Source organism: Prosthecobacter sp. SYSU 5D2 (assembly GCF_039655865.1).
Lineage (GTDB): Bacteria > Verrucomicrobiota > Verrucomicrobiia > Verrucomicrobiales > Verrucomicrobiaceae > Prosthecobacter.
Map to the genome: position 1 here is coordinate 322,133 of NZ_JBBYXL010000002.1, position 14,733 is coordinate 336,865.

Consider the following 14,733-nt stretch of genomic DNA (forward strand, 5'->3'; position numbering starts at 1 on the left):
GAAGGGGCAGATTTTGGAGCCCCTTTGTGAGATCCTCTCTATGCCAAACGTGTGTTTATGAAGGCGCGTAGCACCTGCGGGTCATCCCACCTCAATCCCGCAGTGTCCTCGGCCGGTCCGTGTAGAATGTCATTTGCAGGCTCAGGTTTTCCTTGGCACCGACGGGAAGGGCCACCAGGGGCAGGGGCACTTTGAATTCGAAGTCGGCGATGGGGAGAAACTCGCGGTCGAAGGCGAGCATGGGGCCGCGGAAAAGCAGGTCGGGCCATTCGCCATAAGGGCCGGTAAAGGCCTCGTGCAGGTATTTGAGCCGGGCGCTGAGGGGGGTCATGACGAAGCCTGCCACCGGGTTTCCGTGGGCCATTGCGCGCTCTTTCATGAGACCATATTCATCTCTTTTCACCGGGATCCAGACGGCGGGAGTATCCGCATACCAGGCCACAAACCAGGGCGCGTCAGAAAAGATGATCTCCTCCGGCGTGACGAGCCTGCGCACGAGTGAAACGCGGTCCGGGACGTAGGGGGGCCAGTGGGGATAGATGCGGTTGCGCAGGGTCAGGCCCAGCTTCACCTGGGCGGGCAGGCTGTTCATCATGGGCAGGGCGCTGATGGCCAGCGCCACCAACACATAGCCGTGCCTGGCCCAAAGGCCGTTTCCTGAAGGGGCCAGCCGCGCCCACAGGACCGCCAGCATGGCGGTGCCAAAGAGGGTCATCGCGGGAACTAGCACGAGGTAAAGCTGGTTGTCATCCTGCTGTCCATCCGGCAGGCCGATGAAGCCCATCCCGATGGTGACGGCCAGCAGTACCAGACCCAGGCCCAGCCGTGCCGCAGCGGTCTCCGCCCGCCGGAAGCGGTGCAGGAGCGCCACCAGGAAAAACAGGGCAGGGAGCCCGTGACCGAAATGGGAAAAAAGATCCCCCACCTGGGTCTGCCAGTTCAGCAGGAGCTTGCGCAGCAGATCCGCCACCTGGACGGAGGGCATGCCCAGGGAAAACTGGCGCTGAAGGGTGGAGGCATCCAGCGGCAGGAGATGTGTCTGGAAAAGTGTCTTGGCACCGCCCAAAGGGTCTCCGGACGCCTGGTAGAGCCACCAGCCCCAGCCGGCCAGGGCCAGGCCGGGGAACGCGGCCACGCAGACTGCCGCCATTTTCCGCCCGGGCAGGGCCACGGCTACCGCCAGGATGAGTCCCAGGACCAGCCACAATGCCAGCCAGTGTGTCAGCACCATCAATCCAGCTACCAGGCCCAGGGCAGCCACCGGAAGGGCTGTGCCCTGCCCCTGATGGGCACCGGTGACTGCGGCGGTGAAGAGGCGGAAGGCGGCGGCCATCAGCGGTAGCAGCAGGCCCGCCGGGCTGCCGCTCACGGCCAGCTCCCACAGGGGCTCACACACCAGCAGGGCGGTCACCGCCACGGCGGCGATGGTGTCATCAAAGAGCTTCCGCGCGGCGCCATGCGTCCACAGCAGCGTCAGCAGCATGCCCGTGACGCCGAAGCAGGCGATGACACGGTCCAGCAAATAGATGGAGCCATTTTTGGCAGGCTCGTATAAATGATGACGGTGCAGCAGCTTGAAGACCGGCGCCCAGAGCAGAGGTTGCAGCGGCGGCTGGGTGATGTCCGGCATGGCGGACGGGGCCGGGTCTTTGCCTGCCTGGCTGAGCAGCGCCCAGGCATAAGGGCGGATGACCTGGGTCTGAAAATAATTCCCGCGTGCCATCTCGCGTGACATCTGCGCCTGTTCCATGCCTGCGGCACTGTTCAGCCCGCGAAAGGTGATGAACACATGCACCAGGGCCATGCCGATGGCGACGCCGTAAAAGGCGAGCCGGAAGAGCGGATTGCCGGCGGTGTTCGGAGACGGGTGCGTCATGTCGGTAGGGTGGCAGGACTTTGTGCCCTGGTTTGGGCCGGTTTGCAATCACGCCGCGCAGGCAAAAAAATCCCCGGTCCGCTGACGGGCAGACCAGGGATATGAATGGCAGCGGCCGAGGTGATGTCAGGTGTAGGAGGACTCCACGCGTGTGGCCACGTCGCGGTAGCCGTAATCGGCGTTGTAGATTTCCTTCAGGGCATCCAGGTACTGCTCCTGCTTGCCCATCTTTTCAGAGACCAGGGCCAGCTCATAGAGAATCTCTTTTTTCATGTTGTCCATGACCACGAGTTCCTTGGCGGCCTCGCTCAGCGCACTGAAGGCCAGGTCGTTCATGTTCTTCTTCTCAAAGCAGCGGCCCAGCATGAGGATGGCCTTGATGCGGATGTTGGGGTTGCTCTTGGCCTGCTGGAGCTCCGGAATGGCCTCGGTAAACAGGCCGGCGTTGAAGTAGGCCTGGCCGAGGTCAAAGCGCAGGGCCTTGTCGGTCGGGTTCCGCTCCACACGGGCTTTGGATTCGCTGATGGCACCCTGGGAGCGCTGCTTGCGCACCTCGGCCAGCTCGGCGCGGCGCAGCTCGATCTCCGGATCATCCGGATACGCCTCGATGTGGGCGGCCATCTGCTGGATGTACACGTCCTGGGCTTTTTCACGGATCAGCTCCGTGCGGCGCTGCAGCGCCACGTCGCCGGGATTCAGGGTAAGGGCGTATTCATAGAAGGACAGGGCATTGTCCGTCTGGTCCAGCTCTTCATAGAGCTGGGCCATGCTCTTGACGTTGTTGATATTGGTCTGGTCCTTGTTGTACTCCTCGATGAAGTGGGCCAGGAGGGATTCGGTTTGCTCCTGGGTGCGGCCCTGCTTGTTCAGCATTTCCAGCAGGTTGGACTCCTTGTTGTCCTTCTGGGCGTCCTTGATGTTGCCGGTGCCCCAGCCCTGGGTCTTGATGGAGTTGCGGGCAGCGGCGTCCTTTTCGCCTTTGGAGGCATTGAGGTCCTTGGGGTCAATTTTGAGGATGTCCGCATAGACCTTGCTGGCCTTGCCGGGCTCGTCATGGGTCATGAAGTGGTCCGCCAGGGTGTGCATCACCTTGGTGTTGTTCGGCTGGCCTTTGCAGATCGTTTCCAGGGCAAAGGCGGCCAGGTCCGGAAAGCCCAGCTTCATGGCCATCTCATACATCTGCTGGTTGGCGGCGACGTTGTAGGGGTCCTTCTGAAGGACGTTTTCCTCGATTTCGGCGATGGCTTCCAGAGGGTCTTTCTTGGAGGTGCCCTTGAAGCCGAAACTGAATTTCTTGCCGCCGCCGCCGGCCGCTTCCCCTTCGGCCCCGCGCAGGGCCTTGCGGCCTTCCATGAAATAGGGGACCTCTTTGACAATGGGCAGCAGCAGGCTCACAGCATACTCCCAGTTCTTCTGCTCGATGGAGAGCATGCCTCTTTTCCAAAGATTCTGATGCTTCGGCTGCAGTTCGCTCGCGGTGACGATCATGGTGCTATTTGCTTTTCGGGGGGTTGGCTTGAGTGTCTTTGGGGTCCTGGCTCTCCGTCTTTGGAGTGACCAGTTCGGTCAGCGACTGCCATTCCTCCTTCACGCCCTGGCTGAAGCCCTTTGCGCTGAATCCATGCTCAAAGAGCACCATCCAGCAGAAAGTGGCGGCCAAAAAGGCAAGTAACCAGAGGAATTTTGAAAACAGACGCATGTCCCGGAAAAATGAAGATTACAAATAAACTGCCCTGCGCGTCCAGCACGGACTTTTTGTTTTAGGGGATGTTTTATGAAACCGGCCTGCTCCTGGGGGGAGCAGGGCCTGAAATTTAAACCACCCCCGGACAAAGGCGCACTTGCGGGGCGGGCCACCTCTGGGGCAACATGCGTGCCATGACACCCCTCCATCACCTCCGCGCCGGCATCATCGGTACCGGTTTCATCGGCCCGGTCCACATTGAGGCCCTCAAGCGCCTGGGCATCCAGGTCACCGCCATCTGCGCCTCCTCCAAAAGCGCCCGCCAGACGGCGGAGCAGTGGGGCATTGAGGAAGTTTATGGGGATTATGACCACGAGGCCATGTACGCCAGCCCAAATGTGGACGTGGTCCACATCACCTCCCCCAACAAGGCGCATGTGGAGCAGTGTCTCTCCGCCCTGGACATGGGCAAGCACGTCATCTGCGAAAAACCGTTGGGCATGAACACCCAGGAGACCGCCCAGGTCGTCGCCGCCGTCAAGAAAGGCGGGAAAAAGGGTCCCGTCTTCGCGGTCAATTACATGTGCCGCTTCTTCCCTGCCGTCCTCCAGATGCGCGCCATGGTGGAGCGCGGGGACATTGGCGAGATCATCCACGTCCAGGGCCACTTCTTCCAGGACTGGCTGCTGCACCAGACAGACTTTAACTGGCGCGTCCTGGCCAGCGAGGGCGGCAAGCTGCGTGCCGTGGGGGACATCGGCACACACTGGATTGATGCCGTCAGCTTCATCCTGGGGGCCAAAGCGCAGAGCGTCTTTGCCCACATCGAGACCTTTCACAAAACCCGGCTTCGCCCCAAAGGCCAGGTGCAGACCTTTGCCAAAGTGGATCCCAAAACCATGGTGCCCTATAAAGTGGATACTGAGGACTTCGGCAGCGTGCTGCTCAAGTTTGGCAAATCCAAACATGGCCATGCCGATGGCGTGCATGCCAATGCCAGCATCTCCCAGGTGGCCGCCGGCTGGAAGTGCAGCCTGGCCCTGGGCATCTACGGCACCAAAGGCAGCCTGCAATGGGACCTCCAGCAGCCCAACGAAATCACCCACGGCCGTCGCGACCAGCCTAACCAAATCTTGCAACGCGGCACCCCGGGATTCCTCGAAGACGTCGCCAACTTCACCGACTACCCCGGCGGCCACGCCGAAGGCTTCAGCGACGCCCACAAGATGCACTACCGCGCCGTGTATGAGCACATCGCCAGCGGCAAGACCACCCCCGCCCTCTTTGCCACCGCCGAAGACGGCCACCATGAGGTGAAGCTGTGCGAAGCCATCCTGCAAAGCAGCCGGGAAAAAAGCTGGGTGAAGGTGTGATTCGCTACCTCCCCGCGAAAATCTCCTGTGGCCAGTGAGTCTGGCTGCTTGTGGAATGCGAAGAAAAATGAAGGCTGTCTTGGGCGGGCACGGTGAGCCGTGACCGCCCGTTTTCTTGCTCACTTAAACAAAGCCTTTGAAGATGGAAATCTGAGGCTCCTGAGTCTCCATTGGGGGACATAGCGCGCGCATTGCGGATTGGCTAAAGGTATTCATGAAGAGGCGTTTTCACCTTGAGGACAGTCTCCTCACACAACCATGAAGACCTCATTTTTCTACCGCCTGGCGGCGGTTTTTTGGTGCTCGATATTAGCGGTCACGGTCAATGCCGCCTCCCTGGGTACGTGGCCCGCTCTGAATGTTGGCAAGCCTGGCAAAATCTTTCTCAGCGGGGCAGCCTATGGCAACGGACAATGGGTAGTTGTCGGTCAGTCAGGCTATATCACGACATCCTCAGACGGCATTAAATGGTCGCGAAAATCGGCCGGTCACAAACGGGATTTTAATGACGTCTGTTTTACCGGCTCCCAGTTTGTAGCCGTATGCAAAGCCCCGGACACAGGATCTGGAGCTAAAATCTGGGTCTCTTCAGATGGCGGCAAATGGAGCCCCAAGGATACCGATACAGGCGGGGATACCATCTCACAGGGACTTCATGCCGTGTCAGCAGATGCCTCGGGAACCGTCATCGCTGTGGGTGGCATTTCCGGCCAGATGACACGCTCATTTGACCACGGCAACACCTGGCAGCGCATCCTGCCTTCAGGCAGCCAGTACTGGCCAGGATTGTATGCGGTCGGCTATGGCAAAGGCACCTGGATCAGCGGCGGCTCCAACAGGATCATGCGCTCGACCGATGCAGGTACGACCTGGACGGATGTTTCAACCAGCAAGGGGGCGCGGGATGTCTGTTATGGGAACAACCGGTGGCTCATCACGGACTTCTGGAACAGCAGGATGTACTGGTCTGCCAACGCCACAGAATGGACCCCTGTCGTTACGGCTCCAGGCCATGGAAATACGAACTCCTTTAATTTTGTACATGGCTGTGATTACGCCGACGGGCTTTTCGTCGCTGTGACGGAATATGGGAAAATCTGGACTTCCGAAAATGCCCGTGAGGTGAAGCTGTGGGAGGCGGTGGGTGGTGATCCGGACATCTGGAGTGTGAAAGCGGGACCGCGTGGATTCATTGCTGTGGGAGGCGATTTCGACTTAAACCAGGGCGTGGCCTGGGCCTCTCCGGCCTGGATGAAAGCGCGTATCGGCGGCCCTTGGGACCATCCCTATGCCGCTTTTGATGCCGAAGACAGTCCGCCCAAAAAAATAGCTCTTCCGGAATACCGGGTGAATACGACCTCTCTAAATCTGCACCTGGAGGCGACCTTGTTTCACATGCCGGCATTAGGAGCCGCCACCAGTTTCAGGCTGAACTACACCAGCCGGCCCACGGAGGATGGTGACAGCACCATCGGCCCTTTTGGGAAAAACTGGCGCTCGTCGTATGAATCCATGCTGGGCAGCTTTGGCCAGGAGGTCCGCGTGATCACGGGCGGGGGAAATTCGCTCCAGTTTGTGACTCCGGACGGTCAGGATCTCAGCACGGTCACCTCGGGCAGCCTCAGACTGCTGAGTCCTGAAGGCAATTACGACGAGATGACCTACTACGGCGCTGCTGCAGGCTTCCGGCTGGTGACCCGCTCCACGCGCATGACCTATCATTACTCCGTCTCCGGCGGGCCTGGAAACTCCTTGTGGTTCCTCTCCCGCATCGTGGACCGGAATGGCAATCAGACCGTCATCAATGTCGCGACCGATGCAAATGGCGGACGGGTGACCAAAGTGACTGATCCGGCCGGGCGTGAACTCTCCTACCACTACAATGTGGACGGGCGTTGCATCCGCATCGAAGCACCCGACGGCCGCGATATCACTTTTGGTTATGATGCCCGGCAGAACCTGGTTTCGATCACGGACATGGCAGGTTATCAGGCTGCCTATGTCTATGACGAATCAGGCTTCCTGAAGAAGATGACCACCGCCGGGCGCGTGAACCGGTTTTCCTGGAGCCCTCGTCCAGGTTACGAGGACAAAACATCGGATCAGGACAATGCAGGTGACCTCATCGTCAGCACCGTCACCACAAGTGCAGGCGCGGTCATCAAATATGAACTCTTAAAGGACGGCAGCGGTGTGAAGCGCGTGGACGCCCTTGGACAGGAGACGGTTTTCGAGAGCCAGGATGGCCGCACCACCAGCATCACTCAGCCAAAAGGATCCAAAAACAAGATCACCTTCAACGAGCAGAAACTGCCCTCAACCTTCACGGATGATCTGGGCAATGTATCTGAAATCACGTACAACAGCGCGGGTTATCCAACCAGAGTGGAAGATGCGCTCGGGCATGAAACGCAGTTTGCTTATGACAGCCATGGAAACCTCCTTTCCCGCACGGATGCTCTCGGCCGGCTCTGGCAGTTTACCTATGACGCCAAGGATAATCTGACCAGCACACGCAGCCCGCTGAACTACGTCACGAGCTTTGCGTATCATGGCAACGGCCGCCTCTGGAAAACGACTGATGCGCGCTCCGGCCAAAGTGTGAACCTGTACAATGCAAATGGTGACCTCGTCAGTCAAACCAACGCCAGCGTTCATCCTGCCACTTACAGCTATGACGGCGTGAGCCGCTGCACCAGCATGACGGACCGCGCCGGAAGAACCAAAAACATCACTTATGATGCCAATGACCGGATCACCGAAATAAGCTACCCGTCTGCTCCAGGTGCTCCGAAAAGGGTCTTTGGTCATGACGCCTTCGGCCAGAATTCATTTACCGATGAGCTGGGGCATCAGACATCCATGGTCCGGAACGATTTCGGTTATGTCACACGTCTGACCGACCCGTTGGGAAACCTTGCCCAGACCGAGTACAACCCTGAGAACCTGCCTGTACGGAGCATTGATCCGCTCGGCCGTGTGAGCTCCACCCAGTATGATGCCGACGGCCGCCCCATATCCGTCACTGATGCCATGGGTCGTGTCACGTCACGCGAGTACAATGCTGAAGGCAGCCTGGTCAAGCTGACCGATGCGCGCAAGGCGGCAACCACTTTTGGTTATGATGACAACGGCCGGTTAACTTCGATGACCGACCCTCTCAAAAAACAAGTCCTTCATGAGCGCGACGTTTTGGGCCGCGTCACGGTCACCACCAACGCCCGCAAGGAGCAGATCCGCGTGAGTTATGATGAAGACGGGCGTGCTGTCAAAAAAGAGTATAAAGGGAGCGCCCCCGGGGCGGCATTTGCCCAGGTGGCCAGCAGCACCTTTGATGCTGCCAACAATGTCATCTCACGGAGTGACGGATGGGGCACAACGAACTGGACCTATGATGCCTGTAACCGGGCGACAAGCATCACCTATCCGGGGGGCAAGGCCGCCTCCTGCACCTATACGCCCACTGGCAGCATCGCCACCATCAGCTATCCCAACGGTCTCGTTGTCAGCTATGTCTATGATACCTTCAACCGACAAAAAGTGCCCACTCCGTTCAGGAGCGGAAACGAAGCCGTTGGCATCAAAGAAGCCGGCAGCAACATCACCCGGATGACCTTGAGCATGGCGGGACAGACCCTGCAGATGGATTTCCAATATGATGCAGCGGGTCACCTGACGGAGGTTGACCGGAGCCTGCTGCCCGCCACGGCCTCCTCCATCAGGACGGCCTACACTTATGATGCCAACGGCCGTCCAACAGGCATCAAACATGACCTGCCTTCAGGAACAGCCTTCGACTGGAAGCTGCAATACGATGCCGTGGGCAACGTCATCCAGGAAACTCATGAAGGTGTTTTTGGCAGCCCGCCCCTGCTGCCAGAGCCCGCGACCCTGTCCTATGACATTGGCGGCAGGATCAAGGCCCGCTCACGGGCATCCTATGGTTACGATGATGACGGTAATCTGACCTCTGTCTCAGGCGGGGCCTTCCAGGCGGCATACACTGCCGAAAACCGTCCCGCCTCCATCCAGCGCCAGATTGGCGATGAGACCGAGGCTGCCACCTATCTCCACGACGGCGCAGGCATGAGAGTGCGCCGGGAAACAGACGATGAAGTCATCCACTACCATTACGGGCCGGGCAACCGGCTCCTCTTCACCACAGACGGTTCGGGCAATCTGCTGGTGACTTACATCTGGGGAGACCGTGGGCTCATCGCGGCTGTTAAAGGCACGGTTTTATCCTCAGGGCTGCGCCACTACCTCACCGGCCGCCTCATGAGTGTCGCCGGCCTCACCAACGCAGCCGGGGACATGCTGGCCACCTACACTTATGATCCGCTCGGCAACTGTGCCCGCACCACTCGTCAGCCAGGCTTTATTGATGACAACCCTTTCACCTTTGTCGGGGGGTTGGGTGTGATGGATGAAGGCGGGGGCCTGTATTACATGCGCCATCGTTTTTATGACTCAGCCACTGGCCGCTTCCTGCAAAAAGACCCGGCAGGTTTTGAAGGCGGCGTCAATCTTTATGCTTATGCGGCAGGCAATCCGGTGAATTCAGTAGATCCGGCAGGCACTTGGGACATTAACTGGTCACGCTTCGCCAAGGGTGCCAAGCAGATCGCTTTTGCCGGCGTCGGAATTGGCCTTGCTGTTGTTACGGGACCCATCACGGGGCCAGTGGCGGGCACGCTGGCCAGCATTGCCGCTGTCAACGCCATTTACAGCACCACCTTCGGAGTCTGCAACATGGTGATAGCCGTTGCGGATCCCAAGGACAGCAAAGCAGGAGCGACCTTTGACCAGATAGACGGTTTTGGGAAAATCCTCGGTGTCGGTGCCGGAGCCATCGCGACTGGCATGAAATCAATGGTCAATGGCGGCCACATAGACCCGAAGGAACTGGACCGGAACATGAAAATCGGATCTGGCCTGGGTTCCGCCGTGGACATGGCGGCCAATGGCGCCCGCTGGAACCTGCCAGACGGCCATGTCTTGAACACACTCAACAACATCGCCACCTCTGATGCGATTGGCCAGGCCTTTGGCGAAACAACGGCCGTCCTGATCAAAGAGTCACAAGATGACGAACGCCCGGAATCACAGTCCAACGCTCCCTCAGGCGAGGAGAGCTCTAACAACGGCGTGGACGAATAATTAACACCAAGGATCACAGCCATGAATACCAAGCCCTTATACCTGTTGCTGCTCGTCATTGCTCCAGGCCTCTTGTCCCAGGCAGCCTCTTCCTACACTTACGATCTGAACAATCGCGTAACGCTGGCCGATTTTGCTGAAGGCCAGCAGGCTGCTTTCAAGTATGACGAAACGGGGAACATTCTGTCCATCACGGCAGCACAGACAGCTCCGCCTGCGGTCCTGATCAGCCACCCGCTGTACCTGCATGTCGGCAACCCGATGCCTGACTACGAGGTGCTGCTGAGCCGTGCATCCGTGATCCGGAGCTATTCCGTGAAAGGTCTGCCGCCGGGGCTCAAGGCCAATCTGAGCAGCAAAGTAAACAAGGACGCCAGAAATCCTGGCACCATCTATGGAACGCCTGCCAAAGAAGGCGTTTACAAAGTCAGCATAAGCGCCTCCACAACAGCAGGCAAGACGGCTGCGGTGACCCTCATGGTGCATGTGGAAAATCCGTTTTCAAAAATCAGTGATGGATTTTCCCTGGCAGGTCTGTTTTCAGGCACCCTTCCCGTTTCTGAAATCACACAAGATCTGGGCGGCTCACTGGTCATCAAAACCACTGCGGCCGGCTCCTTCACAGGCACGGTCACCATCGGCCAGAAGAAGTATAAAATTAAAGGCAGCTTCAATCCATTGACGGGTGTTGCTGAAGCGGTGACCATCACGCGCAAGTCTCCTGACTCCAGTCTGACGCTGAACCTGGTTTTGGATCTCTCCACCACCTCCGTCGGCCGGGGCAGCATTGCGGGCACCCTCAGCGACGGCTCTGTGACCGTTGGCCTGGGGGCCTTCCGCCAGGTCTGGAGCAAGACTCTCCCTGCGGCATTCTTTGCTGAAGGGAAGGGCAGTTCCTACAATACGGCTCTTTTTCTGGAGCCTGATAACCTCACCGATGAAGACTACCCGCAGGGGGTCAGTTTTGCCGTCATTAAAGTGGACCGGCTTGGCAAGGTGAAACTGACAAGCCGTCTCGCCGACGGCACTAAATTCACCTCCTCAACCATTCTCTGGCCGGACGGACAGCTGCCTCTTTATATTCCGCTCTATAAAGGTCAGGGCAGCCTGGTCGGCACCCTGATTTTGGAGACGGGTTTTGCAGAGGACATCGTCGCGGACAACGAAGTGACGGGTGACTTGAAATGGACCCGGCCTGCGAGCAGCGCAAAGCTTTATGCAGACGGATTCATCACCCTCGTCAGTGCCTCTGGAGGTGTCTATCTGGCACCGCCAAAGGGCAGCCGCGTGCTTGATCTTGGCTCTGATCCTGACCATCCATCGGTACAGATGAATTTAACCCAGGGCGGACTTGCCGGGACCATTGCCGCTGATCTGGCCCTCACCACTGCCAGTAAAGTCTCTGCCATCACTCCCAACGACAACAAAGTGAAGCTCACCTTCGCTCCAGCCACCGGACTTGTCTCCGGAGGTTTTGCAGTGGACAAGCGTAAAGCCCCCATCTCCGGCCTGATCCTTCCTGCCAATGGGTTAAACGAATCTGAAGCCTACGGCTTTTTTCTCCTGCCTCCAGCTTCGGGGGGACAGGCCACCTTATCTGGATTCTTCTCCGCCGGCCGCCCTTAAGGCGCAGGTAACGGCTTCTCCCCATCACCCTTCAGAAAGCACCAGACGATCTTCTTCGTGCCGGTGGTAAAGCGGAGGAGGTTGGACTGGTCTTCGAAGACTTCGCAGAAGAGGGTGTGGCGGAGGGTGCTGCCGGGGATACCGTGGGGGAGGGACAGCTCGAAGAAAAGCGTCACCTCCGGCTCGGCGCTTTTTTCACTGCCCGGTTCAAGCTCCCGGCCCAGCCACTCCATAGTGGCCACGTTGCCTGTGCCATCCTTCAGCACAAACGTCTCCGCGAGATACATTTGCACCTGCGCATCGAACAATGCGGCCTCGGTTTTTTCAAAGGAGAGCTTCTGGCCGCTATGATTCGTGAGGACCTGCTCCAGGTCGTTGATGAAGACGGTCAGGCTGACCTCCAGCTTTCGGGTCTCGAGATTGAACTCCGCCTGCGCCTGCGACTGATGAACGGGATGCGCCTGCAGGCCGGGGCCTGCAAGCAGCAGCAGGCCCAGGATGAGCGCGGGCATGGAGGAGCGGCAGGTCACTTCTTGGCTTGGGGCTCTTTCTTCTTCGTGTCCTCTTTGGCTTCTTTGTCCTCGTCATCCTTTTTCGGCTTCGTCATCTCGCGCATGGGGTTCGTCGGCTTGTCATCCTTGAAGAGCTGGAAGCGGCTCTTGACGGGACGGCGGGGCCAGAAGTTGTTTTCCACGTCGGTGTCCACCAGCTCCTGGCGGGGATCGAAGGTGACGGACTTGAGCTCTTTTTTGGTGAACAACAGTTTGTTAGCCTTCTCCGTGTTGAAGCGCCAGATCTCTGCCGGGAGGTTCAGGATCTCGCTGCTGCCGTCGGTGTATTCGATCTTCAAAATGACCGGGGTCAAAAGGCCGCCGACGTTGCTCATCTCGATGACATAGAAGTTATGCTTCGTCTTGAGCAGGGCGGGGTCTATCTCGGCTTCCTTGAGGTCTTTGAGCAGCGATTCGTATTTCTTCTTCTCGCTGGGCAGCACGGTGGCTTCATCAAAGCTGTCATAAAAATCCTTCAGCTCCGGGAAGCGGTCCACGCGCTTTGGGAGGGCTTCATTGCGCTCTTTGGTCAGCGTTTTGGGCAGCTCCTCCTTCTCCTTTTTCTTCTTGGGATTTTCGATGGCGGGATCGCGGCTGTCCAGTTGCAGCCAGCGCACTTCATCAATGGCGACGTCCACATGGTCCACACTGTAAAACCAGCCGCGCCAGAACCAGTCCAGGTCCACGCCGCTGGCGTCCTCCATGGTGCGGAAGAAATCCGCAGGGGCGGGCCGCTTGAACATCCAGCGCTTGGAATACGTTTTGAAGGCGTGGTCAAAGGCCTCGCGGCCCAGGACGTGCTCGCGCAGGATGTTCAGAGCCACGGTCGGCTGGCCATAGGCATTGGGGCCCAGGTCGGCGATGGATTCGGAGTTGGTCATGATCGGCACGCGCTCCTTGGACCGCATGTAGTCCACCATGCCGCGCTCATTGCGGCGGTGGTTCCAGTCGCTCTCCCATTCCTCCTCGGTGAGGTATTCGACGAAGGAGTTCAGGCCTTCGTCCATCCATGTCCACTGGCGTTCGTCGGAATTGACGATCATGGGAAAGTAGTTGTGCCCCACCTCATGGATGACCACGCCGATGAGCGCATACTTGGTGCGTTCCGTATAGGTGCCGTCCTTTTCCGGGCGCGGGCCGTTGAAGCAGATCATCGGGTATTCCATGCCGCCTACCGGGCCGTGTACCGACCAGGCCACGGGATACGGATAGGCAAAGCTGTACTTCGAGTACACCTGGATGGTGTGCGCGATGGCGTGGGTGGAGTACCGGTCCCACAGCGGCATGCCCTCCTTGGGATACAGGGACATGGCCATTACCGGCGGGCGGAACATGCGGTCGGCGATGCCGCCCTGGCGCTCAGGCGTGGGCGGATGGGTGGCGCCCTCCACGGCCATGGCATCCCAGGCAAATTTGCGGGAGGAGGCGAAGGCGAAGTCGCGCACATTTTCCGCCTGGAAGACCCAGGTCTTTTTGCCCTTGGGTTTGCCTTTCTCGGCGGCCTTGGCCTCCTCCGGCGTGACGATGAAGACGGGCTTTTTGGTTTCACCCTGCGCCTGTTGCAGCCGCTCGCGCTGGGTGGCGGTGAGGACTTCATCCGCATTCTGCAGGGACCCGGTGGCGGCGACGATGTGGTCATCCGGCACGGTCAGCCGGACAGTGTAGTCGCCAAATTCCAGGGTGAACTCGCCGGTGCCGAGGAACTGCTTGTTCAGCCAGCCGCCGTAGTCTGTATAGGCCGCCATGCGCGGAAACCACTGGGCGATGGTGTAGATGTAGTTGCCGTCCTCCTTGAAGAACTCATAGCCGGTGCGGGCATTAATCCGCTCGCAGTCATTGATGGGATAACTCCAGGCGATCTTGAAGCCAAATTTGCCGCCGGGTGGCAGCGGCTCCGGCAGGTCAATGCGCAGCATGGTCTTGACGATGGAGTGCGGCAGGTCTTTTCCCTCCAGGTCGGCGAGCTGGCTTATTTTCATCTCGCCGTCGTATTCTTCATAGGCCAGCAGGCGGTCCAGGGCATAGTAGCTGAACTTGGTCAGGTCCACGCCACGCTTGGTGTTAGGCACGCTGCGGGAGTCGGCATTGTGGGAGAGGTAGTTTTGGTCCAGCTGCACCCACAGGTAGTCCAGCGTGTCCGGGGAGGCATTGTGATAGGTCACAGTGGCCGCGGCACTGAGGGTCTGCTTCTGGTCATCCAGCTCCACGTCAATGTCATAGTCCGCACGGTTCTGCCAGTAAGCCGCGCCCGGTGCACCGGAGGCGATACGCTGGGGCGAGGGGGAGGGCAGCATCTGGTCCAGCTGCTGGAACTTGCCCACCGGCAGGCCCGGTTCGGCAGCGAGGGTGGACAGGGACAAGGTGTTGGCAAAGACTAACAGCAGGTGCTTCATCGTCGTGCATTGTTCTGCTGGGCTGGCAATTGGCAATCTTGGATTCAAAGGAAAAATCGCAATCCTCGCC

The 14,733-nt window shown here is 58.9% G+C and carries 8 protein-coding genes; 3 read left to right on the top strand and 5 right to left on the bottom strand.

The window, feature by feature from the left end; genetic code table 11:
* Positions 1-91: 91 nt before the first annotated feature.
* From WJU23_RS03975 to WJU23_RS03985, 3 genes are all read right to left on the bottom strand, one after another.
* On the bottom strand, positions 92-1,876 hold the full coding sequence (locus WJU23_RS03975; RefSeq protein ID WP_346331241.1) for a hypothetical protein: 1,785 nt from the start codon (positions 1,874-1,876) through the stop codon (positions 92-94).
* Between the two features lie 126 nt (positions 1,877-2,002).
* Positions 2,003-3,364 (bottom strand): hypothetical protein, encoded by a 1,362-nt coding sequence (locus WJU23_RS03980; RefSeq protein WP_346331242.1) that lies wholly within the window; start codon positions 3,362-3,364, stop codon positions 2,003-2,005.
* Positions 3,365-3,368: 4 nt separating this feature from the next.
* The gene (locus tag WJU23_RS03985; protein WP_346331243.1) at positions 3,369-3,575 is read right to left on the bottom strand and encodes a hypothetical protein; all 207 of its coding nucleotides are present in this window, start codon (positions 3,573-3,575) and stop codon (positions 3,369-3,371) included.
* 179 nt (positions 3,576-3,754) lie between these two features.
* On the opposite strand from WJU23_RS03985, the gene WJU23_RS03990 reads away from it, so the two are divergent.
* The 3 genes from WJU23_RS03990 to WJU23_RS04000 all read left to right on the top strand — a co-directional run bounded on the left by WJU23_RS03990 (position 3,755) and on the right by WJU23_RS04000 (position 11,719).
* A complete protein-coding gene (locus tag WJU23_RS03990; protein WP_346331244.1) occupies positions 3,755-4,933 on the top strand; it encodes a Gfo/Idh/MocA family oxidoreductase in 1,179 nt (392 codons plus the stop codon).
* A 258-nt stretch (positions 4,934-5,191) separates the two neighbouring features.
* Positions 5,192-10,093, top strand: coding sequence for an RHS repeat-associated core domain-containing protein (locus tag WJU23_RS03995; RefSeq protein ID WP_346331245.1), 4,902 nt, complete (start codon positions 5,192-5,194; stop codon positions 10,091-10,093).
* Positions 10,094-10,114: 21 nt separating this feature from the next.
* On the top strand, positions 10,115-11,719 hold the full coding sequence (locus tag WJU23_RS04000) for a hypothetical protein (protein ID WP_346331246.1): 1,605 nt from the start codon (positions 10,115-10,117) through the stop codon (positions 11,717-11,719).
* On the opposite strand, the gene WJU23_RS04005 is transcribed toward WJU23_RS04000, so the two are convergent.
* Together WJU23_RS04005 and WJU23_RS04010 are read right to left on the bottom strand one after the other, a co-directional pair.
* On the bottom strand, positions 11,716-12,231 hold the full coding sequence (locus WJU23_RS04005) for a DUF6702 family protein (protein WP_346331247.1): 516 nt from the start codon (positions 12,229-12,231) through the stop codon (positions 11,716-11,718). The genes WJU23_RS04000 and WJU23_RS04005 overlap by 4 nt on opposite strands.
* Positions 12,232-12,245: 14 nt before the next feature.
* The gene (locus WJU23_RS04010; protein ID WP_346331248.1) at positions 12,246-14,663 is read right to left on the bottom strand and encodes a M1 family metallopeptidase; all 2,418 of its coding nucleotides are present in this window, start codon (positions 14,661-14,663) and stop codon (positions 12,246-12,248) included.
* Positions 14,664-14,733 lie beyond the last annotated feature (70 nt).